This is a genomic window from Xanthomonas sp. NCPPB 1128, from assembly GCF_001043115.1.
Classification (GTDB): domain Bacteria; phylum Pseudomonadota; class Gammaproteobacteria; order Xanthomonadales; family Xanthomonadaceae; genus Xanthomonas_A.
In genome coordinates this window covers 14,549-36,099 of record NZ_LFME01000031.1, presented here as the reverse complement: position 1 = coordinate 36,099, position 21,551 = coordinate 14,549, and the positions used below count along the sequence as shown (strand labels likewise).

Below are 21,551 nucleotides of genomic sequence, written 5' to 3'. Positions count from 1 at the left end.
CATGCCGCCCACCTCGCCGTTGCCGATCCACGATACGCCCCTGCCCTACGTCGGACGGCTGGAAGAGCGCGCGCCGGACAGCATCACGCTGGCGGTGATCCACTGCACCGAGTTGCCGGACCTGGCCAGCGCGCGCCTGTACGGCGAGCGTGTGCTGTATCCGTCGGGCACCGGCAACAGCGGCCATTTCTACATCGACCGCGACGGCAGCGTGCACCGCTACGTGCCGTTGCAACGCATCGCGCATCACGTGCGCGGCTACAACCGGCAGTCGCTGGGCATCGAACTGGTCAACCGCGGGCGCTATCCGCTGTGGCTGGATTCGCGCCACCAGGCGATGACCGAGCCCTACCCGCCGGCGCAGGTGCAGGCGCTGATCCGACTGCTGCAGCAACTGCGTGCGGAACTGCCGCAGCTGCGCCACATCGCCGGACACGACGCGCTGGACCGCAGCCTGGAACCGGCCAGCGACGATTCGACGCGGCAGGTGCAGCGCAAGCTGGATCCGGGGCCGCACTTCCCGTGGCCGCAGGTGCTGGCGGCGGTGGCGCTGGCGCCGTATGCGCCGTCGCCGTGACCGCCTCGGAGGCGGTGGATTGGAACGGCTGATTCGGGCCGCGATGGAGTACCAGACAACGTCGTATTCGCACGCCCCGTAGGAGCGGCTTCAGCCGCGACCTGGCTTCACCAGCAACGGCGCGGTCGCGGCTGAAGCCGCTCCTACGAGATTTTCCACGCGCGCTCAGTGCGCGCCGACGTAATTCTTCTCGCCGGCGGTCACTGCCACGTCCAGGCGATTGCCCACCGGCGCCAGCGGGCACACCACGTGCGGGGTGAACGCGCACGGCGGGTTCTGCGCCAGATTGAAGTCCAGCACGATGCGGTCGCCCTGCGGCGCCGGCACGAACAGATAGCGGGCACCGCCATAACTCTCACGGCCGCTGGTGCGATCGGAGAACGGCAGGAACAGACGCTGGCCGGCGCCATCGCGCAGCACCTGCAGGCGGTAGCGCCGCCCCTGCAGCACGAAGTCGGCACTGCCGACCAGGGCCAGCGGCTGCGGCGTGCCGATCGAGGTCAGCAGCACCATCGCCTGCGGCGCCGGCACCGGATGCCAATCGGCCACCACCCGCCACTGCGGATCGATCGGAAAATAGTCGATGCCGCGGAAGCGCGCGCGCGCCGGTGCCTGCGGATCGCGGAAGCGCCAGCCGAACAGGTTGCCGGTGCGCACCACGTAGAATTCCTGCGCACCCAGCATCAAGCGGGTTTCGGTGCCATGCGCCGCGTCGGTCTCCAGACGCCCGTCGGCGAACGGCTGGCCGTTCACCTGCACCGTCGCGGCCGCCGCGGCCTGGAAATGCACACCCTCCTGCGGATCCACCTGCAGCACGCCCAGATGCGCCGGACCGGCCGGCAACTGCACGTCGTTGTCGGCAGCGCTGCCGACGCTGTGCGCGCCGCTGTGCAGGCGGCCGGAGCCGGTGTAACTCAGCCAGCCAGACGGCGCGCGCAGCGTCGCCAGGCGCTGCGCACGGCCACGCTGCACCGCCTCGCGATAGTGCGTGGCCGATTGCGCGCGCGGCGAGGCATCGGCGCCATCGGCCGCCGCGCGTCGGTCGCCGCAGGCGACCAGGCCCAGCAGCATCGCCAGCCCGCACGCCTCACGCCAGCGCATGGTGCCGCCCCTGTCGCGTGCCATCGTGCATGCGTTCCCGTGTGTGCCGGCGCCGGCCCTAGCCGAGGGCGCGCGGCCGCGCCGGATCGGCGATCCAGCCGCTCCAGGAGCCGGCATACACGCGCGCACCTTGCAGGCCGGCGTGCTCCAGCGCCAGCAGCAGATGGCAGGCGGTGACGCCGGAGCCGCACATCAGCACTACCTCGCGCGGATCGCGGCCCTGCAGCAGCAGCTCCAACTCCGCACGCAGCTCCTGCGCCGGGCGCAGGCGGCCGTCGCGCAGGTTCTGCGCCAACGGCCGGTTGAGCGCGCCGGGCACGTGCCCGGGCAGCGGGTCGATCGGCTCCACCTCGCCGCGAAAGCGTTCGCCGGGGCGCGCATCGAACAACCAGCCCGGCGCTTCGTGCAGGCGCGCGGCGACCTCGTCGGCGCAAACGATGCGTGCCGCATCGAAGGATTGCGGATACGGCGGCAGCGGCGATGGCACGGTGGCCGCGTCGGTTTCCGGCAGGCCCAGCCGGCGCCATTCGGCCAGGCCGCCGTCGAGCACGGCAACACGGCGATGGCCGAGCAGGCCCAGCATCCACCACAACCGCGCCGCGGCCATGCTGCCATCGCCGGCGTCGTAGACCACCACCTGATGCTGCGGGCCGATGCCCCATTGCCCCAGGGTGCGAGCGAAGGCCGCCTCGTCCGGCAATGGGTGCCGGCCCAGGCCGGGACGGCCGAGATCGGACAGATCCGCGTTCAGATCGGCGTAGACCGCCCCGGGCAGGTGCGATTGCACATAGGCCTCGCGCGCGGCCGCAGCCGCGGCGGGGTCGAGCAGCGCCGCCGGCGCGAACCGCGCATCGACCAGGCGCAGCGCGGGATCGCCGAGCGCGGCGGCCAATGCCGGCGCCTCGACCAGGGTGTGCCATGCGGGGGACGTTGCGGTCATGCGGCTTGCTCCAGTCGGCGGCGCAGGTTGAGCAGGATCGCCGCGGTCGCGCCCCAGATCCGCTGGCCTGGCCAGCCGTACTCCAGCACGACACGTGGGCGTCCGCGGTAATCGGTCTCGATGCTGCGCAGGTTGTCCGGCGCCATCAGATAGGCCAGCGGCACCTCGAACACCTCCGCCACCTCGCCCGGGTGCGGCTGCGGCACGAAGCGCGGATCGATCGCCGCGACCACCGGCATCACCCGGAAGCCGCTGATGGTGACGAACGGATCCAGGTAGCCCAGCGGCTCGGCCTGCGTCGCCGCCAGCGCGATCTCTTCCTCGCTCTCGCGCAGCGCCGCGGCCACCGCATCGGCATCGCTGGCCTCGATGCGGCCGCCGGGAAAACTGACTTGGCCGCCGTGGTGGCGCAGGCTGTCGGTGCGCCGGGTCAGCAGCACATGCGTGCCATCGGCGCGCGGCACCAGGCCGGCCAGGACCGCGGCTTCCACCGGCGCGCCGTCCGGCAGCAGATCCTGCAGTTCGTGATGGTTCCAGCCCGGCCCCGCCGGCGGCTGCTGCAGCGGGTGCAGCGCGCGCAGCAGATGCGCGCGTTCGGCCAGGCGCTGTCCCGGCGACGGCGACCAGCCGCGGCCCGGCAGCACCTCGTCCATGTAGCGGCGGCGTTCGGCGTCGCTCATGCCGCGCCAGCCTGCGATCTCGTCGCCGCTGCGCAGGCAGCCGGCGCAATAGCCCTGCGCATCGAGACGGCAGACACCGATGCAGGGCGTGAGCGGGGCATGCGCAACGGGATCCATCGGATTCGACACCTTGCCAGCCTAGCGCGATTCGCCGCGGCCGTCGTTGCCTGCCCAAAAAGATTGCGCCGGCATCGCTGCCGGCGCAATCGTCGTGCACTGAAACAGCGTGCTTACTTGACGCTGACCAGCTTGATCTCGAACTGCACCGCCACGTTCGGCGGGAACGGCGTGCGCGGGTCGGCACCGTAGGCCTTGTCCGGCGGCAGGGTCACTTCCCACTTGGAACCGGCCGGCATCTGCAGCAGCGTGTCGCGCATGGCCTGCATCTCGACTTCGCTGACCTTGATCGCCGGGATCTGCTGCGCCGGACGCGCCTGCGCCGGGCGCTGGCCGAACGGGTACGGACCGGCCACTTCCAACTGCACGGTGCTGGCCTGGGTCGGCTTGGCGCCGGTGCCGGCCTCGATCACGCGGTACTGCACGCCGCTGGGCAGGGTCTGCACGCCAGCCTTGGCCTTGTTCTGGGCCATGAACTGGTCGCTCTTGGTCTTGTTCTCGGCGGCGGCCTTCTCGTAGTCGGCCTTGGCCTGCTGGGCGCGGGCCTGCTCGCGCTTCTGGAACGCTTCCACCGCCGGCTTCAGCTGGTCGGCGCTGACCGCCGGCTGCTTCTTGGCGTAGGCGTCCTGCAAGCCCTTCACCACCGCATTGATATCGAGCTGCTCGCCGCGACCGGTGAGTTCGGCAAGGTTGTTGCCGTAGTCGTAGCCGAAGTAATAGCTCAGCTTGCCCTTCTCGGACGAGGTGTCCTGGGCGAACGCATTGCCGCTCAGGGCGAGGGCCGCGACAGCGACCGCAATAGAACGCAACTTCATCAAACAATTCTCCAGGGTGGTGGCACAGGGCGGCCCGTGCCGCCTGAGATGACGCGTTAGGATAGCCGCCGCGGCGCGTAACCGCTACCGACGACGCTGCTCTGACTGCCGCGGCCCGTCCAGAGTTCCCATTACTTTTTTTTAACAACCAGGAATGCACATGTCCGGCACGCCGGTCCTCGCCGATACCCAGGGTGCAATCCGCATCCTCACCGTGAATCGAGCCGACAAGCTCAACGCCTTGAATCGCCAGGTTTTGCAGGCGCTGGATGCGGCCTTCGCCGCGGCCGCGGACGACCCGCAGATCCGCGTGGTGGTGCTGACCGGCGCCGGCGAGAAAGCCTTCGTGGCCGGCGCCGACATCGCCGAAATGAACGAACTGACACCGGTGCAGGGCCGCGATTTCTCGCAACTGGGCCAGCGCCTGATGCGCCGGATCGAGCGCATGCCCAAGCCGGTGCTGGCGATGGTCAACGGTTTCGCCCTCGGCGGCGGGCTGGAACTGGCGATGGCCTGCCACCTGCGCGTGGCCGCCGAGGGCGCCCGCCTGGGCCAGCCGGAGATCAATCTCGGGCTGATTCCCGGCTTCGGCGGTACCCAGCGCCTGCTGCGGCTGGTCGGCCGCGCCGCGGCGCTGGAACTGTGCCTGCTCGGCGCGCCGATCGATGCGGCGCGCGCACTGCAATTGGGACTGGTCAACCGCGTGGTGGCCGCCGACGACCTGCGCGCGACCACGCTGCAGTTGGCGCAGCAACTGGCCGACGCCGCACCGCTGGCCCTGCGCGGCATCCTCGATGCGATCCAGATCGGCGGCGAAAGCGCGATCGAACAGGGACTGGAGTACGAGACCGCGCAGTTCGGCCTGCTGTTCTCCAGCGAGGACATGCGCGAAGGCACCCGCGCCTTCCTGGAGCGGCGTCCGCCGCAGTTCCGCAACCGCTGAGCCCGCGCACGATGTCGCACGCCCCCACCTCCGCCACGCCGCTGCAGTTGTTGCGCTGGATCCTGGACGACGATCTGGATGCCGCGATCGACGGCGGCCTGATGGACTACCGCGGCACCGATCCCGGCGACGATCGCCTGGACCCGGCGCATCCGCAGCTGCGCGCGCAGTTGCTCGCCGCGCGGCAGCGCCTGCACAATGCGTGGGACGCGCGTGCGCGCTACCGGGCGCGCACCGCGCGGCTGGAACGCCGTGCCAACGCGCGCCAGGCGCGACGTGCGGCAGCGACACCGATCGCCTCGACTTCGACCACGGCCACACCGAGCGCGCCGGCCCTGCCCGCGGCGGCCGCGGCGATCCTGGCCCGCGCCAAGGCCAAGGCCGCGCAGCGAGGCGGCCGATGAGCGCGACCACGAGCACGAACGCAAGCACGCCTGCACGGCGCGGACGCCTGCTGAGCAAGGACGAGATCCACGAGTTGTTCTCGCGCCTGTCCGAACTCAACCCCACCCCGACCACCGAGCTGGAATACGACAGCCCGTTCGAACTGCTGATCGCGGTGATCCTCTCCGCGCAGGCCACCGACGTCGGCGTCAACAAGGCCACGCGGCGCCTGTATCCGGTGGCGAACACGCCGGCCGCGATCCTGGCGCTGGGCGAGGACGGACTGAAGCGCTACATCTCCACCATCGGCCTGTTCAACGCCAAGGCCAAGAACGTCATCGCCACCTGCAAGCTCCTGGTCGAGCAGCACGGCGGCGAGGTGCCGCGTTCGCGCGCCGCACTGGAAGCCCTGCCCGGGGTCGGCCGCAAGACCGCCAACGTGGTGCTCAACACCGCCTTCGGCGAGCCGACCATGGCGGTGGACACGCACATCTTCCGCGTCGCCAACCGCACCGGACTCGCCCCGGGCAAGGACGTGCGCGCGGTCGAGGATTCCCTGCTCAAGCGCGTGCCGGCGCAGTTCCTGCACGACGCGCACCACTGGCTGATCCTGCACGGCCGCTACGTGTGCAAGGCGCGCAAGCCCGACTGCCCACAATGCGCGATCCGCGACCTTTGCCGGTACAAGGACAAGACGCCGGCGAGCGCCTGAGCGCCGCACCGCGCGACATGCGCAGCGCGTACTCCGCGACTCCGCCGCAGGCATGAAAAAAAGAAAGGCGGCGCAATGCGCCGCCTTCCGTACAGCCAGTGGAACTGCGCGAATCAGAACGACAGGTCGCCCCAAACGCCGAATTCCTTGGTTTCCACGTCGGTCTTCTTGCTGGCGTTGTCCTGGTGCGTGTACTTGTACACGGTGGCCAGCTTGAGGTTCTTCAGCACCGGGAACTCGACGCCGACGTTCCAGTACTTGTCGGCCAGGGTCGGGTCGATGGTCTTGCTCAGGTCGGTCTTGTCGTAGCGGGCGAAGGCGTTGATGCCGCCGTCGGTCAGCGCCACGCTGCCCCACACCGACCAGCCGCTGGACTTGTCGGTGGCCGGGGTCAGCACGTTGTTGAGGTTCTTGGCCTGGAAGTACTCGCCGCCCAGGCGGAAGTTGGAATCGGCGTAGGCGACCATCGCATCGGCGCGGGTGTAGTCGTGCTGCGCGTCGAGGATGTCGGTTTCCTTGCCCAGCTTGCCCGAGTAGGCGCCGACGGCGATGGCCAGGTTCTGCATCGGCATGTAGGCCACGCGGCCTTCCACGTCCATGCCCTTGCCGCGGGTCGGGTTCTTGTAGCCGGCACCGTTGACCACCGACATCGCGTAGTTGACCTGCGAGCCCAGGTCGCCGAAGGCGTGCAGACCCCAGTCGGAGGAGTTGGCGTACTTCAGGCGGTCGGTCAGGGTGTTCTCGACGTAGCGGTAGCCGTAGAACTTCTCGACGAACGGCACCCACGGCATGTCGGCGGCACCGATGCGCAGCGCGAAGGCGTCGTCGAACTTGCCCTGCACGTAGGCCTTCTTGACGAACAGCTGGGTGTTGGACAGCGCCGAGCTGTACTGGAAGTCGGTGGTCAGGTTGGCCGACCAGATCTCGTTGAAGCTGTGGTCGACGGTCAGGTAGAAGCGCTTGACGTCCAGCCCGGTGCCGCTGGCGGCGGTCTTGGCGCCGCCGCTGGTGCGGTCGATGTTGGTCAGGTCGAAGAACATGCGGCCGCCGATCTTGTTGTCGTTGACCAGCTTGGCGAGCTTGTCGACCTTGGCGGCGCTGGCCTGCGCCGTTTCGGTCGCCTGGGCCTGCACGACATTCACTTCCGACTGCGCGTCGGACTGCGCCTGCAGGGCTTCCGACTGCGCCTGCAGCTGCTGGACCTGGGTCTGCAGCGCTTCGATCTGCGCCTGCAGCTGCTGCAGCTGGGCAGCGCTGACGGCGGGCGGGTTGCTGCTGGCCTTGGCCTTCGCCGCGAACGCCTGCGGCGCCGACGCGAGGCCGAGGCTGGCGAGGATCGCCGTGGCGAGAAGATGGGAACGCATTAGGATGTCTCCGATGGGTGGTGGCAGGGTGGTATGGGTGCGGTGCGGCCGCAGTGCGATGGCCCGACCATTTGTAAAGATTCCGTCAAAGACATGACGGTTTTGAGTCAGCTTCGTGTCGGAACGAAGGCATCCCGTCCGGGCAGGGTTGTCACCGGACTGACATCTGATTTTCTTCAGACGTTCATGAAAAAGTCTTGGAATGCAGCCGATGCCGGCAGGGGTGCCGGCATACCACCTATTTCAGGAGTTCTCCCGATGCGTTCCCTCAAGCTCCGACTGCTGGCAGCCGCCGCGGTCGCTACGTTTTCGCTCGCGGCGCAAGCCACCGATGTCACCGGCGCAGGCTCCAGCTTCGTCTATCCGGTGCTGTCGAAGTGGTCGGCTGCCTATGCCGAGAAAAGCGGCAACCGCGTCAACTACCAGTCGATCGGTTCCGGCGGCGGCATCGCGCAGATCCAGGCGGCCACGGTCGATTTCGGCGCCTCCGACAAGCCGCTGAGCGGCGCGGAACTGGAGAAGTTCGGCCTGGGCCAGTTCCCGGTCGTGATCGGCGGCATCGTGCCGGTGTTCAACGTGGCGGGCGTGGCCCCGGGCGCGATGAAGCTCGACGGCACCACGCTGGCCAACATCTTCCTCGGCAAGATCAGCAAGTGGAACGATCCGGCGATCGCCGCGCTGAACCCGGGCCTGGCCCTGCCCGACCTGAAGATCACCATCGTGCACCGCTCCGACGGTTCGGGCACCAGCTTCAACTTCACCAACTACCTGTCCAAGGTCAGCCCGGAGTGGAAGAGCAAGGTCGGTGAAGGCACCGCCGTGCAGTGGCCGGCCGGCATCGGCGGCAAGGGCAACGAAGGCGTGGCCGCCTACGTCAAGCAGATCCGCGGCGGCATCGGCTACGTCGAGTACGCCTACGCGCTGCAGAACAAGCTCAGCTACGCCGGCATGAAGAACGCCGCAGGCCGTTTCGTGATGCCGGACGACAAGACCTTCTCCGCTGCCGCCGCCACCGCGGACTGGAAGTCGGCCAAGGACTTCAATCTGATCATGACCAACGCGCCGGGCCAGGACGCGTGGCCGATCACCGCCACCACCTGGGCCATCATGTACAAGAAGGCCAAGAAGCCGGCGTCGTCGAAGGCCGCGCTGGACTTCTTCAAGTGGTCGTTCGAGCAGGGCCAGCCGCAGGCCAAGGCGCTGGACTACGTGCCGCTGCCGGAGCCGCTGGTCAAGCAGATCGAAGCCTACTGGGCGCAGAACATGAAGTAAGCCGGTATCTCGCCCGTGCCGGCGCGCGCCGGCACGGCGATACCCCGAAGGCGCGGACCGCAGGGTCCGCGTCTTTTTTTGTCCTGGAGTATCGAGTCCGCGTCGGCCAGTCATTGACACGCATCCCCTGCCCTGCCGCGGCTCTGCGGGACCAAGCGCCGACTGCATCCTGGGATGGCATCCGCCAACCAATCCGCAAGTCATCTGGCTGTAACAAAAATATCATTTCATAGCGAGCATCCGCCGGATGTCCCGGCGCTCTTCGCTACGGAGTGACCCCCATGAAACTGCAGCCGGCGCGCATTGCCGTTCTGTCCCTCGCCCTGGCCTTCGCCGTCACCGCCTGCCAGCCCGGCAACGGCGACAAGCAGGGCGCCGCCGATGCGGCGGGCGGGACGCCCGCTGCCGCGCCGGCCGCTGGCGCCAAGACCGCCGCGGAGATTTCCGGTGCCGGTGCCTCCTTCATCTACCCGCTGATCTCCAAGTGGTCGGCCGACTACAACGCGGCCACAGGCAACAAGATCAACTACCAGTCGATCGGCTCCGGCGGCGGCATCGCCCAGATCAAGGCCGGCACGGTCGATTTCGGCTCCTCCGACAAGCCGCTGGACAGCGCCGAACTGGCCGCCGCCGGTCTCGGCCAGTTCCCCTCGGCGATCGGGGGGGTGGTGCCGGTGGTCAACCTGGACGGCATGGACGCGGGCAAGCTGCGGCTGACCGGCCCGGTGCTGGCCGACATCTTCCTGGGCAAGATCAGCAAGTGGAACGACCCGGCGCTGACCGCGCTGAACCCGGGCGTGACCCTGCCCGACACCAAAATCAACCTGGTGCACCGCTCCGACGGCTCGGGCACCAGCTTCAACTTCACCAACTACCTGTCCAAGGTCAGCCCGGAGTGGAAGGGCAAGGTCGGCGAAGGCACCTCGGTGCAGTGGCCAGGCGGCGTCGGCGGCAAGGGCAACGAAGGCGTGGCCTCGTACGTGCAGCAGATCAAGGGCTCGATCGGCTACGTCGAACTGGCCTACGCGCTGCAGAACAAGATGCCGTACGCGTCGATGCAGAACGCCGCCGGCAACTGGGTGCAGCCCAATGCCGAAAGCTTCGCCGCGGCCGCCGCGTCGGCCGACTGGGCCAACGCCAAGGACTTCAACCTGGTCATCACCAACGCCGCGGGCGCGCAGGCGTGGCCGATCACCGCCACCAACTTCATGCTGATGCACAAGCAGGCCAAGGACCCGGCGCGCAGCAAGGCGACCCTGGAGTTCTTCAAGTGGGCCTTCGAAAAGGGCCAGGCGCAGGCCGACGCCCTGCACTACGTGCCGCTGCCGCCGGAGCTGGTGCAGCAGATCGAGGCGTACTGGAGCAAGGAGTTCAAGTAAGCGCCAGGGCGGTGCGCGCTGCGCGCACTGCCGCGGCACGCGGCGACCGGCGGTGCGCTCCAGGCGCCGCCGGTCGCCGTCTCGGCATCTTGTGATCCGGACTTTCGGGTTCCCGCCTGTGCGGGAGCGATGCAACCACCCACCGCGCGCGGCCACCCCCGCCGCGGCCACGATCGGAGCGCGCAGGCGCGTGCTCCGGCGACGACCGAGCCCATGAACAGCACTGTCCTTCCCGAAGCGATGTCGGCGCCACGCGGACGCGACCTGCGTGACGCGCGTGCCGACCGAGTGTTCCGCTGGATCCTCACCGCCACCGTCGTGTTCGTGCTCGTCGCCTTGGGCAGCGCTGCGCTGTCGATGCTGTGGGGCGGCCGCCACGCCCTGCAGCTGCAGGGCCTGAGTTTCTTCTACTCCAGCGAGTGGAACCCGGTCGAGAACAAGTACGGCGCGCTGGCGCCGATCTACGGCACCCTGGTGACCGCGCTGATCGCGATGCTGATCGCGGTGCCGGTGAGCTTCGGCATCGCCTTCTTCCTGACCGAAGTGGCGCCGCGCTGGCTGCGCGGCCCGGTCGGCACCGCGATCGAACTGCTGGCCGGCATCCCCTCGATCATCTACGGCATGTGGGGTCTGTTCGTGCTGGTGCCGATGATGACCGAGTACGTCACCCCCTGGCTCAACGACCACCTCGGCACGCTGCCATTGATCGGCCCGATCTTCCAGGGTCCACCGCTGGGCATCGGCCTGCTCACCGCCGGCTTCGTGCTGGCGATCATGGTGATCCCCTTCATCTCCTCGGTGATGCGCGAGGTGTTCCTGACCGTGCCGACCCGGCTCAAGGAGTCGGCCTACGCGCTCGGCTCCACGCGCTGGGAAGTGAGCTGGGACATCGTGCTGCCCTACACCCGCTCGGCGGTGATCGGCGGCATCTTCCTGGGCCTGGGCCGCGCGCTCGGCGAGACCATGGCGGTGGCCTTCGTGGTCGGCAACACGGTGCGCCTGTCGCCCTCGCTGCTGGAGCCGGGCACCACCATCGCCGCGCTGATCGCCAACGACTTCGGCGAGGCCACCGAGACCTACCGGTCGGCGCTGCTGCTGCTCGGCTTCGTGCTGTTCATCGTGACCTTGATCGTGCTGGCGATCGCCCGCCTGATGCTGGCGCAACTGTCGCGCAAGGAGGGCAACTGAGATGGCCGCCGACGTCGCCCACCGCCTGTACAACCGCCGCCGCGTGATCAATGTCGTCGCGCTCACCCTGTCCTGCCTGACCGCGCTGTTCGGGCTGGTGTTCCTGGCCTGGATCCTGTGGACCCTGGTGGCCAAGGGCATCTCCGGCATCAACGTGGACCTGTTCACCCGCATGACCCCGCCGCCGGGCGAAGAAGGCGGCCTGGCCAACGCGTTCTTCGGCAGCGCGGTGATGTGCGGCCTGGCGCTGCTGATCGGCACCCCGCTGGGCGTGGCCGCCGGCACCTGGCTGGCCGAGTACGGCAACGCGCGCAAGACCGGCCAGGTGGTGCGCTTCGTCAACGACATCCTGCTGTCGGCGCCGTCGATCGTGCTCGGTCTGTTCGTCTACACCCTGTACGTGATGCAGACCGGCGGCCGCTTCTCGGCGCTGGCCGGCGCGCTGTCGCTGGCCTTCATCGTGCTGCCGGTGGTGGTGCGCACCACCGACGAGATGCTGCGGCTGGTGCCGGCGCAGATGCGCGAGGCGGCGCTGTCGCTGGGCATCCCGCAGTGGAAGGTGACCATGCAGGTGCTGTACCGCAGCGCCTCGGCCGGCATCGTCACCGGCGTGATGCTGGCGCTGGTGCGCATCAGCGGCGAGACCGCACCGCTGCTGTTCACCGCCTTCGGCAACCAGTACTGGAACAACAACATCTTCCAGCCGATGGCCAGCGTGCCGGTGGTGATGAACTCCTTCGCCGGCAGCCCCTACCCGAGCTGGCAGTTGCTGGCCTGGTCGGGTGCGCTGGTGCTCACCGTGTTCGTCCTGCTGGTCAGCCTCGGCGCGCGCGCCCTGCTGGTGCGCAACAAGATCTCCAACGATTGATACCCCTATGGACCCGGCCATGAACGATCACCACAACGCCGCACCGATGCACCGCATCGCCATGCCCAACGGGCACACCGCGCTGGCGCCGTCGCCGGTCAAGATCGCCGCGCGCGGCCTGGACTTCTACTACGACAAGTACCACGCGCTGAAGAGCATCAACCTGGAAGTGCCGGAGAAGCGCGTCACCGCGCTGATCGGCCCGTCCGGCTGCGGCAAGTCCACCCTGCTGCGCATCTTCAACCGCATCTACGCGCTGTACCCGAAGCTGGAGGCGCGCGGCGAAGTGCTGCTGGACGGCGAGAACATCCTGTCGCCGAAGTACCCGATGAACCGCCTGCGCAGCAAGGTCGGCATGGTGTTCCAGAAGCCGGTGCCGTTCCCGATGACCATCTTCGAGAACGTCGCCTACGGCATCCGCCACCACGAGAAATTGTCCAAGGCGGACATGGCCGACCGCGTCGAACACGCGCTGCGCCAGGGCGCGCTGTGGGACGAGGTCAAGGACAAGCTCGGGCAGAGCGCGCTGGGCCTGTCCGGCGGCCAGCAGCAGCGCCTGTGCATCGCCCGCGCGGTGGCGCTGCGCCCGGACGTGCTGCTGCTCGACGAGCCGACCTCGGCGCTGGATCCGATCTCGACCAGCCGCATCGAGCAACTGGTGGAAGAGCTGAAGAACGACTACACCATCGTCATCGTCACCCACAACATGCAGCAGGCCGCGCGCGTGTCCGACTACACCGCCTTCATGTACCTGGGCGACCTGATCGAGCACGACCGCACCGAAATCATTTTCTCGCAGCCGAACAAGCAGCAGACCGAAGACTACATCACCGGCCGTTTCGGCTGAGCCGCTGCGGCCGCCGCTGCCTCGTCGCAGCGGCCGCGCCCGCCGCCCTCCGGGCGGGCGCCCGGCGACGCCAGCACCGCACCGCCAGGCATGGCCGCGGCGACACCAACGCACCTATTGGACCTACGACATGAACACTCAGCCCAACGAGCACATCGTGAAGAGCTACGACGAAGAACAGCATCGCCTCGCCGCCGAGATCGTGCGCATGGGCGAAACCGCGGTGGCGCAGTTGGAAGCGGCGCTGGACGTGGTCGAACGCCGCGACGACAACGCGGCACTGCGCATCGTCGTCAACGACGAGGCGATCGATGCGCTCGAGCATTCCATCAGCCATGACGTGATGCGCCTGGCGCTGCGCGGGCCGATGGCGCGCGACCTGCGCGAGATCCTCGCCGGCCTGCGCATTCCCGCCGACGTCGAACGCATCGGCGACTACGCCGCCAACGTCGCCAAGCGCTCGATCGCGCTGAACATGTCGCCGCCGATGCCGCAGACCCTGGGCCTGCGCCAGCTCGGCAAGCTCGCCGCCGAACAGGTGCGCGCGGCGCTGGCCGCCTACCAGAACAACGACGCCGACGCCGCGCTGCTGGTGCGCCAGGGCGACGCGCAGCTCGATGCGCAATACACCGCGCTGTTCCGCGAGCTGCTGACCTACATGATGGAAGATCCGCGCAACATCACCCCGTGCACGCACCTGCTGTTCATGGCCAAGAACCTGGAGCGGATCGGCGACCACGCCACCAACATCGCCGAGAACGTGTGGTTCCTGGTGCACGGCGACGAGCCGCTGCCGCCGCGCGACAAGCGCGACGAGACCAGCTCCACCAGCGGCATCTGAAGCGTCACGGGCGGACCGGCCGCGCGCCGGTCGCCGCTGCGCCTTTCCGAAGGCTCCGTGCATGTCGCGGAGCCTTTTTGTTGCAGCCTGCATCGACGCCAGGCAATGCCATGGCAGCGCGGTTCTCCACCCGCGACCGTGGAGCGCGAGACGGAAGCCCTGAACCCGGCAGCGCGCGACGGCAGCGCCAACCGCGTTGCCTGTCGATTGACGCGGGCCGCACCGCGCGATGCCTGCCCGATGGGTCAGGTCAACCCGAAGGTCCGTCGGAGGCCTTTCTCGACCGGACCTGCAGGCAGGAAGCGGCGCAGCGCGGCCAGACGCGCGGCCTCGCCCCTGGGCGTGCGGCGCATCTTCCATGCTCCCAAGGCGGCCGCGAGGATCGCGTCGACGACGCCGTCGGGCGCCGGCGCGTTCTGCACCTGCTGCTGGATGGCCTTGGACACGACGGCAAGCGCCTGGCCATAGGCGGGGATGCTGGCGACGGCCCGGGGCGCGTTGCGATCCAGATTGGTCCTGGTGAAGGACGGTTCGACCAGCGACACGCGGATGCCGAATTGGCGGACCTCGTGATCGAGGGATTCGGACAGTCCCTCCACCGCATGCTTGGACGCCGAGTAGACCGCCATGTAGGGCGCGGGCAGGAACCCCAGCACCGAACTGATGTTGACGATCCGGCCAGCGCGTCGCTCGCGCATGTGCGGCAGCACTGCCTGGATCGTGCGCAACAGGCCGAAGAGGTTGGTATCGAACACCGCCTGCGCTTCGGCCACCGAGGTTTCCTCCAGCGCGCCGAGCAAGGTCACCCCGGCGCTGTTGATCAGTACGTCGATCGCGCCGGCTTGCGCTATGACGCCACGGACCGCCCGCTGCACGGAGGCGTCGTCGCGCACATCCATTTCCACGAGCGCAACGCCCGGCAACGCCTCCGCTTTTTCGACATCGCGTACGGTTCCGAACACCCGGCACCCCCGCTCGGCAAAGGCCAGGGCGGCGGCGCGCCCGATGCCCGATGAAACGCCGGTCACGACAACGACCGTGGAATTCGACATGGCAGTTCCTTTCCTGTGGCGATGGAGGACGATGGTCAACGCTGTTGCGCAGGCGCGGGCGTGATCCTGAACCAGATGGCGTACATGGCTGGCAGGAACACCAGCGTCAGCACCGTGCCGGCCAGGGTGCCGCCGATCAGGGTGTACGCCAGCGTTCCCCAAAACACCGAATGGGTCAGCGGAATGAAGGCCAGTACCGCCGCCAGCGCCGTCAGGATCACCGGCCGTGCGCGCTGTACGGTGGCCTCGACCACGGCATCGAACGGACTCGATCCGTCGCGTTCGTTGTGATGGATCTGCCCGATCAGGATCAAGGTGTTGCGCATCAGGATGCCCGACAGCGCGATCAGCCCGACCAGCGCATTGATGCCGAACGGCTGCCGGAACAGCAGCAGGGTCGGCACCACGCCGATCAGGCCGAGCGGACTGGTGGCGAACACCATGACCATGGCCGCGATCGAGCGCACCTGCAGGATGATGATGAGCAGGGTGAGCGCGATCATGATCGGGAACAGCGGCAGCATCGCCGTCGTGGCCTTGGCCGATTCCTCGATGGAGCCGGCCTGTTCGATCCGGTACCCGGACGGAAGCGCCGCGACGATCGGCTGCAACTGTTTCAGGACCGCGGTGGACACGTCCGGGGGTTGCAGCCCGTCGGCGATGTCGCCGCGCACCGTGATGGTCGGCGTGCGGTCGCGGCGGCGCAGGATGGGATCCTCCATGCGCACTTCGACCCTGCCCACCTGCGCCAACGGAATGCGTTGCCCTGCCGAGCCGACCAGCGTCAGGCCGGCGATCTTCGCCGGATCGAGGCGGATGGCGCCCGCCGCGCGGCCGACCACCTGCACCGACCGGATGTCCTCGCGCACCTCCGTCAACGGCACCCCGCTCAGCAGAAACTGCAATTGCTGCGCCACCGAACTGGAGGTCAGGCCGATCGCCTGCAGGCGCTCCTGATCGAGGGTGAAGTGCAAGGTGGGGACGCGGTTTCCCCAATCGCTGTTGACGGTGCGCAGCATCGGGTTGGCGCGCATCACGCCCGCGACGCGATGCGCGATCGCACGCAACGTGTCCGGGTCGGGCCCCATCACGCGGTAGGCCACCGGGTAGGGCGACGGAGGACCGAACACGATCTGGGTGACGCGCACCTGCGCCTCGGGCACCAGCCCGTCGGCCACGGCCTGGCGCAACCGGAACTTGAGGGCTTCCCGCTGCTTGTCGTCGCCGGCGAGCGCGACGATCTTGGCGAACGAAGGATCGGGCAATTCGGGCGCCATGGCCAGGAAGAAGCGCGGCGCGCCCTGGCCGATGTACGCCGTCACGATCCTGGCTTCCCGCTGCCGCGCCAGCCAAGCTTCCACCGTCGCCGTCGCCGCGCTGGTCTGCGCGATGGACGTGCCGTACGGCATCTGTACTTCGACCAGGACTTCCGGCCGGTCGGAGGTGGGAAAGAACTGCTTCTTGACCAGGCCCATGCCGACCACCGCCAGCGCGAACGTTCCCAGCACCGCGCCGGCCACCAGCCACTTGCGGGCGATGATGCGCCCCAGCACCCGGCGGAAGCGGTTGTAGTGGCGCGTGTCGTAGATGGCGGCGTGCCCGCCCTCGACCTTCTGGATGTCCGGCAGCAGCTTCACGCCCAGGTAGGGAGTGAACGCCACCGCCACCACCCACGACGCGATCAGCGCGATGCCGACGATCCAGAACATGTTACCGGTGTACTCGCCCGCGGTGGAGCGCGCGAAGCCATTGGGCATGAAGCCGATGGCGGTGACCAGCGTGCCGGACAGCATGGGCGCGGCGGTGTGGCTCCAGGCGTAGGCGGAGGCCTTGATGCGGCTGTAGCCCTCCTCCATCTTCACCACCATCATTTCGATGGCGATGATGGCATCGTCGACCAGCAGGCCCAATGCCAGGATCAACGAGCCGAGCGTGATGCGGTCGAAGTTCTTGCCGGTGGCCGCCATGATGACGAACACCGCCGCCAGCGTCAGCGGCACCGCCGCCGCGACCACGACGCCGACACGCCAGCCCATGCTGAGGAAGCACACCACCATCACCACCAGCAGCGCGACGAAGAACTTGACCATGAACTCGTCGACCGCCGCGCGGATGTTCACCGCCTGATCGGTCACCTTCTCGAGGGTCATGCCCAGCGGCAGCGCGGCATTGATGCTGCCGACTTCCGCCTCCAACGCCTTGCCCAGGTCGAGGCCGTTCCAGTCGTCGCGCATCACCACGCCCAGCAACAGCGCCGGCTCGCCGTTGTTGCGCACCAGGAAGGTGGCAGGATCTTCGTAACCGCGTTCGACGGTCGCGACATCGGACAGCTTCAGGGTGCGGCCCTGCGCCACGATGGGGGTCTGGCGGATCTTGTCCAACGTGTCGAGCGCGCCCTCGATGCGCACCACCACCTGTGGTCCCCGAGTCTCGATGGACCCGGCGGGCGTCAGCGCGTTCTGGCCGTTCAGCGCAGCGAAGATCTCCTGCGGCGTGACCCCCAGCGTCGCCAGGCGGTCGTGCGAGAACGAGACGAAGATGCGCTCGGGCTGCTCGCCGATGATGTTGACCTTCTTCACCCCGGGCACATGCAGCAGCCGCTGGCGCAGCGACTCGGCATCGCGCACCAGCAGGCGCTGCGGTTCGCCCTTGGCCTTGAGCGCAAACAGCGCGAACGTCACGTCCGCATACTCGTCGTTGAGCATCGGGCCGATGACGCCGGCCGGCAGCTTCCCGGCCTCGTCCCCAAGCTTCTTGCGCGCCTGGTAGAACTGCTCCTGGACTTGCGACGGCGGCGTTCTGTCGAGCAGCGACAGCATCGTCACGGCCAATCCCGGACGCGTATAGGTTTCCGCCCGGTCGTACCAGCGCAGCTCCTGCAGGCGCTTTTCCAGCGGCTCGGCGACCTGGTCCTGCATCTCCTGCGCGGTCGCGCCCGGCCAGGCGGTGACGACGGTCATCTGCTTGATCGTGAACGGCGGGTCTTCCGCGCGCCCGAGCTGGAGGAACGCGACGATCCCCGCGACGGAAATCAGGAGGATCAGGAACAGCGTGATCGAGCGCTCGCGCACAGCGAGCGCGGACAGGTTGAAACGTCCCGCGCTCATGGACGCGCTCCGACCGCGCCCGCCCTGGCCGGATCGATCGGTCTGACGATCTCGCCCTCGCGCAGCAGATGCGCGCCCAGCGCCACCACCCGATCGCCGGTCTGGAGCTTGCCCGTCACCTGCAGGGCGTCGTCCGCCACGCCCAGTACCTGCACGGGTCGCCAGACCGCCCTCGCCGGCGTCCCCTCGACCGCCCAGACACCCGGCCCCTTGCCGGCGTCGAACAAGGCGCCGATCGGGACCTGCAGGGCAGACGGCGCATCGGCATGGCCAGGCAGCTGGACGCTGACGGTGGCCCCGAGCGGCGCCTGGGCGAGCGCTCCGCCGAGCACGTAGCGGGCTTCGTACGTCCGCGTCGCTGGATCCGATGCGTCCGACAGCTGCCGCAGCGTGGCCGGCACCGTTGCCTGTCGGTTGCCGTACAGCGTGGCCTGGGCGCTCGATCCGAGTGCGGGCCGCAGCGTCTCGGGCAACTGCACGACGGCTTCGCGCTGGCCTGCCCGCGCCAGGCGCACCACCGGTTGCCCGGCACTCACCACTTGGCCAGGCTCGGCGAGCGTTGCCACGACCACGCCATCCGCATCAGCGCGCAGCAGCGCGTAGCCGGAGGCGTTCGTGGCCACGTCGGCCTGCGCCTCGGCCGCCTTCAGCTGCGCCTGCGCCGCGTCGGCGGCGGCCCTGATCTGTGCGTACGCGGAGGCGGAAACAGCGCCCTCGGCGACCAGGTCGCGATAGCGCACCTCGTCCTCGGCGGTCTGCCTGGCGCGCGCTTTCGCCGCCGCCACGGCTTGCTGTTGCGCACGCGCCTGCAGCCCGAGATCGACCGGATCCATGCGCATCAGCGGCTGCCCGCGCTTGACCGTCTGCCCGGTGTCGACCAGGCGCTCCAGCACCTTGCCGGACACGCGGAACCCGAGGTCGCTCTGGATCCGCGCCGCGACCACGCCAGAGAACGACGGCGAGGACGCGATGGCCCCTCGCACTATCCCGATCCTGACCCGCGGTGCCTCGGTGCGTGGATCGGAGGCGTGATCGCTACCGCAGGCCGCGAGGGCAAGCGACAACAGGCAAATGAGAGGCGAAGCAAACCGGCGCCGACGCATGGGAACCCTTCTGAGGAAGAACTGGCGCCCCCATTCTTTTACTTGTGACTAAATTAGTCAATAGTCACAACGCGTCAATCAAGGCGCCAGGCTCCGCAGGATCAGGCTGGACAACTGCGCCGTCGCGTCTACGGCGTTGTCCAGGTTGTGCTGCAGCAACAGCGGATTGACGTACGGGCGCATGACTAGGTAGATGGCATTGACCGCCTCGTCCAGCGGGGTCTTGCGCTCGAACTCCCCCGCTTCGCGGCCATCGCGCACGATCTGCAGCACCAGCGCCTTCAGATGGGCCTCGTAGGCACCGACCGCCGGCCAGGACTCACTGGCGGAGGTGGCCGCGAGGTCGTAGAGCTTGCGCTCCTGGAAGAACAGATGACTGCCGGCCTCGGCCAAGGCCTTGAACATCCGGCGCAGCCGCTCCGCCGCCGCAGGCACGTCGGCCACGGCGGCGTCGACCGCCGCCATGATGGCGCTCAGGCGATTGGAGCAGATGACCTCGCCGATCGCCTGCTTGGAATCGAAGAACTTATAGATGTAGGCCTTGGAAAACCCGATCGCCTTGGCCAGTTCGGACACGGTGGTCTTGCCATAGCCATAGCGGCCGAAATAGTCGGTCGCCGCCTCGACGATCTGGTCGCGGACGTCATGGTCCGAAGGCCCGCGGAGTTGGGGCGCAGGCGTGTGTGCTTTGCTCATTTCGGCAGCTTACGTGGAGCGCTGCGGCTTGACAACGAGTGACCAAATAATAATATGGTCACAACCGCATTACCCCAAAGGCTTCAGCATGCCGCCCCGTCGCTCCCTCGTTCTGTCGCTCTGTGCCGGCCTGCTGGCGGGGTGCGTCGCAGGCCCGGACTATCGCCGCCCCGATGTTCCCGTGCCCACCCACTACCTGGGAAGGACGGCGACGGATCGAGGCGATGGCGCGCCTGCCGCCGACCTGGCGACGTGGTGGCAGGGGTTCGACGACCCGCTGCTGACGCACTTCGTCGCAACGGCCCTGGAACAGAACCTGGACATCGCCCAGGCGACCGCCCGTGTTGCACAGGCGCGCGCCGCCGTCGGCGCCGCCACGGCGGCGCTGCTGCCGTCCGCGCAGATCAGCGGTTCGGCTGCGCGCGCCTATCAATCGATCGAGACGCCACTCGGTCAAGTACTCGCGGCGACGCCCGGCCATGATCGTTGGGGCAATGCCGAGGAGGCCGACCTCGGCGCAAGCTGGGAAATCGATCTGTTCGGCGGCCTGCGACGCGGCCGGGAAGCAGCGCAGGCCGATTACCAGGCCTCGCAGGCCGGCGCCGCGGCAACGCGGCTGGCGGTGGCCGCGCAGACGGCGGACCTCTACATCGCCATCCGTGGCATGCAGGCCCGCCTGGCGATCGCCGAGCGACAGGCGCAGACCCAGCGGGATCTGCTGGCGAAAGTGCAACGGCTGTACGACAAGGGACTGGCCGCCGATTACCAGGTCCGGCAGGCAGAAGGCGCGCTGGCGACCGTGCAAGCGAGCGTTCCCGCGCTGCAGACGGGCCTGGATGCGACGATGAACGCCTTGGACGTGATGCTGGGTGTCGCACCGGGGACGCATCGCGGCGAGCTGGAGGCGGTGGCACCGATTCCCTCGACGCCACGGATCGCCGACATGGGATCGCCTACCGACCTGCTGCAGCGGCGCCCGGACCTGATCGTGGCCGAACGCCGGCTGGCGGCCGCCAACGCCCGCATCGGCGCAGCGATCGCCGCCTATTACCCCACGTTCTCGCTCAGCGGCCTGCTGGGAAGCGCCACGGCGATCCCCGGCGGCACGCTGTTCGGCAGCGGCGCGAAGCAGGCGTCGGCCGTGCTGGGGCTGCGCTGGCGGCTGTTCGACTTCGGCCGCATCAATGCGCAGATCGCACTGGCGAAGGGGCAGGACGCAGAAGCGCTGGCGGCCTACCGCCAAGCCGTTTTGCGCGCGACCGAGGACGTCGAGAACGCGTTGTCGGCCGTGCTCAACCGTGGCGAACAGAGCGCGAGGTTGACCCAAGGCGAAGCCGCGCTCTCCCGTGCCAGGCAATCCTCGTTCGCGGCGTATCAGCACGGAACGGCGAGCCTGATCGACGTGTTGCAGGCCGACGCGACGCTGCTGCAGGCATCGGACGCGAGAGCCCAGGCCCAGGCCGACGCCGCGCATGCCGCCGTGGCGGCGTTCAGGGCACTGGGAGGAGGCTGGCAACCCGCGCCACCCGTGCCGCCCGCAGCGACTGCAGCACGTTGAGGCGCGC

Annotated in this window: 20 protein-coding genes; 11 read left to right on the top strand and 9 right to left on the bottom strand. The window is 68.6% G+C overall.

What is annotated here, in order from left to right; genetic code table 11:
* Position 1 precedes the first annotated feature (1 nt).
* Positions 2–577, top strand: coding sequence for an N-acetylmuramoyl-L-alanine amidase (locus ACP93_RS16915; protein WP_048491831.1), 576 nt, complete (start codon positions 2–4; stop codon positions 575–577).
* A 165-nt stretch (positions 578–742) separates the two neighbouring features.
* Here the strand turns inward: ACP93_RS16915 and ACP93_RS16910 are convergent, their stop codons facing one another.
* From ACP93_RS16910 to ACP93_RS16895, 4 genes are all read right to left on the bottom strand, one after another.
* Positions 743–1,702 (bottom strand): DUF1684 domain-containing protein, encoded by a 960-nt coding sequence (locus ACP93_RS16910; protein WP_106407127.1) that lies wholly within the window; start codon positions 1,700–1,702, stop codon positions 743–745.
* Between the two features lie 34 nt (positions 1,703–1,736).
* On the bottom strand, positions 1,737–2,618 hold the full coding sequence (locus ACP93_RS16905) for a sulfurtransferase (protein WP_048491830.1): 882 nt from the start codon (positions 2,616–2,618) through the stop codon (positions 1,737–1,739).
* The gene (locus ACP93_RS16900; RefSeq protein ID WP_048491829.1) at positions 2,615–3,415 is read right to left on the bottom strand and encodes an NUDIX hydrolase; all 801 of its coding nucleotides are present in this window, start codon (positions 3,413–3,415) and stop codon (positions 2,615–2,617) included. The genes ACP93_RS16905 and ACP93_RS16900 overlap by 4 nt, the downstream gene beginning before the upstream one ends.
* A gap of 113 nt (positions 3,416–3,528) precedes the next feature.
* Complete coding sequence (locus tag ACP93_RS16895) at positions 3,529–4,230, bottom strand: FKBP-type peptidyl-prolyl cis-trans isomerase N-terminal domain-containing protein (RefSeq protein WP_010343966.1); 702 nt, start codon at positions 4,228–4,230, stop codon at positions 3,529–3,531.
* A gap of 160 nt (positions 4,231–4,390) precedes the next feature.
* Between ACP93_RS16895 and ACP93_RS16890 the strand changes: the two genes are divergently transcribed.
* The 3 genes from ACP93_RS16890 to nth are packed head-to-tail and all read left to right on the top strand — an operon-like array spanning position 4,391 to position 6,269.
* Positions 4,391–5,173 (top strand): enoyl-CoA hydratase/isomerase family protein, encoded by a 783-nt coding sequence (locus ACP93_RS16890; protein ID WP_048491855.1) that lies wholly within the window; start codon positions 4,391–4,393, stop codon positions 5,171–5,173.
* Between the two features lie 11 nt (positions 5,174–5,184).
* Positions 5,185–5,577: a hypothetical protein gene (locus ACP93_RS16885; protein WP_048491828.1), complete on the top strand. Its 393-nt coding sequence runs from the start codon at positions 5,185–5,187 to the stop codon at positions 5,575–5,577.
* Entirely contained in the window at positions 5,574–6,269 is a 696-nt protein-coding gene (gene nth, locus ACP93_RS16880) for an endonuclease III (RefSeq protein ID WP_048491827.1), read from the top strand. The genes ACP93_RS16885 and nth overlap by 4 nt, the downstream gene beginning before the upstream one ends.
* Before the next feature lie 113 nt (positions 6,270–6,382).
* Here nth and ACP93_RS16875 read toward each other — a convergent pair whose 3' ends face one another.
* Entirely contained in the window at positions 6,383–7,633 is a 1,251-nt protein-coding gene (locus tag ACP93_RS16875) for a porin (RefSeq protein ID WP_017910158.1), read from the bottom strand.
* A 258-nt stretch (positions 7,634–7,891) separates the two neighbouring features.
* On the opposite strand from ACP93_RS16875, the gene pstS (ACP93_RS16870) reads away from it, so the two are divergent.
* The 6 genes from pstS (ACP93_RS16870) to phoU all read left to right on the top strand — a co-directional run bounded on the left by pstS (ACP93_RS16870) (position 7,892) and on the right by phoU (position 14,028).
* Complete coding sequence (gene pstS, locus ACP93_RS16870; protein ID WP_048491826.1) at positions 7,892–8,905, top strand: phosphate ABC transporter substrate-binding protein PstS; 1,014 nt, start codon at positions 7,892–7,894, stop codon at positions 8,903–8,905.
* 281 nt (positions 8,906–9,186) lie between these two features.
* The gene (gene pstS / locus ACP93_RS16865) at positions 9,187–10,284 is read left to right on the top strand and encodes a phosphate ABC transporter substrate-binding protein PstS (protein ID WP_048491825.1); all 1,098 of its coding nucleotides are present in this window, start codon (positions 9,187–9,189) and stop codon (positions 10,282–10,284) included.
* A gap of 213 nt (positions 10,285–10,497) precedes the next feature.
* Positions 10,498–11,472: a phosphate ABC transporter permease subunit PstC gene (pstC, locus tag ACP93_RS16860; RefSeq protein ID WP_048491824.1), complete on the top strand. Its 975-nt coding sequence runs from the start codon at positions 10,498–10,500 to the stop codon at positions 11,470–11,472.
* Between the two features lies 1 nt (position 11,473).
* Positions 11,474–12,340, top strand: coding sequence for a phosphate ABC transporter permease PstA (gene pstA, locus ACP93_RS16855; RefSeq protein ID WP_048491823.1), 867 nt, complete (start codon positions 11,474–11,476; stop codon positions 12,338–12,340).
* Positions 12,341–12,359: 19 nt separating this feature from the next.
* Positions 12,360–13,187: a phosphate ABC transporter ATP-binding protein PstB gene (gene pstB, locus ACP93_RS16850; protein ID WP_048491854.1), complete on the top strand. Its 828-nt coding sequence runs from the start codon at positions 12,360–12,362 to the stop codon at positions 13,185–13,187.
* A 130-nt stretch (positions 13,188–13,317) separates the two neighbouring features.
* Positions 13,318–14,028, top strand: coding sequence for a phosphate signaling complex protein PhoU (gene phoU, locus ACP93_RS16845; RefSeq protein WP_017914020.1), 711 nt, complete (start codon positions 13,318–13,320; stop codon positions 14,026–14,028).
* Between the two features lie 245 nt (positions 14,029–14,273).
* On the opposite strand, the gene ACP93_RS16840 is transcribed toward phoU, so the two are convergent.
* From ACP93_RS16840 to ACP93_RS16825, 4 genes are all read right to left on the bottom strand, one after another.
* A complete protein-coding gene (locus ACP93_RS16840) occupies positions 14,274–15,080 on the bottom strand; it encodes an oxidoreductase (RefSeq protein ID WP_048491822.1) in 807 nt (268 codons plus the stop codon).
* A gap of 35 nt (positions 15,081–15,115) precedes the next feature.
* Positions 15,116–18,187, bottom strand: a complete 3,072-nt coding sequence (locus ACP93_RS16835; RefSeq protein WP_048491821.1) for an efflux RND transporter permease subunit — start codon at positions 18,185–18,187, stop codon at positions 15,116–15,118.
* Entirely contained in the window at positions 18,184–19,290 is a 1,107-nt protein-coding gene (locus ACP93_RS16830; RefSeq protein WP_048491820.1) for an efflux RND transporter periplasmic adaptor subunit, read from the bottom strand. Before ACP93_RS16830 ends, ACP93_RS16835 begins: the two co-directional genes overlap by 4 nt.
* A 78-nt stretch (positions 19,291–19,368) precedes the next feature.
* Complete coding sequence (locus tag ACP93_RS16825) at positions 19,369–19,986, bottom strand: TetR/AcrR family transcriptional regulator (protein ID WP_048491819.1); 618 nt, start codon at positions 19,984–19,986, stop codon at positions 19,369–19,371.
* Between the two features lie 88 nt (positions 19,987–20,074).
* Here ACP93_RS16825 and ACP93_RS16820 point away from each other — a divergent pair, with 88 nt between their 5' ends.
* Positions 20,075–21,544, top strand: a complete 1,470-nt coding sequence (locus ACP93_RS16820; protein WP_048491818.1) for an efflux transporter outer membrane subunit — start codon at positions 20,075–20,077, stop codon at positions 21,542–21,544.
* Positions 21,545–21,551 lie beyond the last annotated feature (7 nt).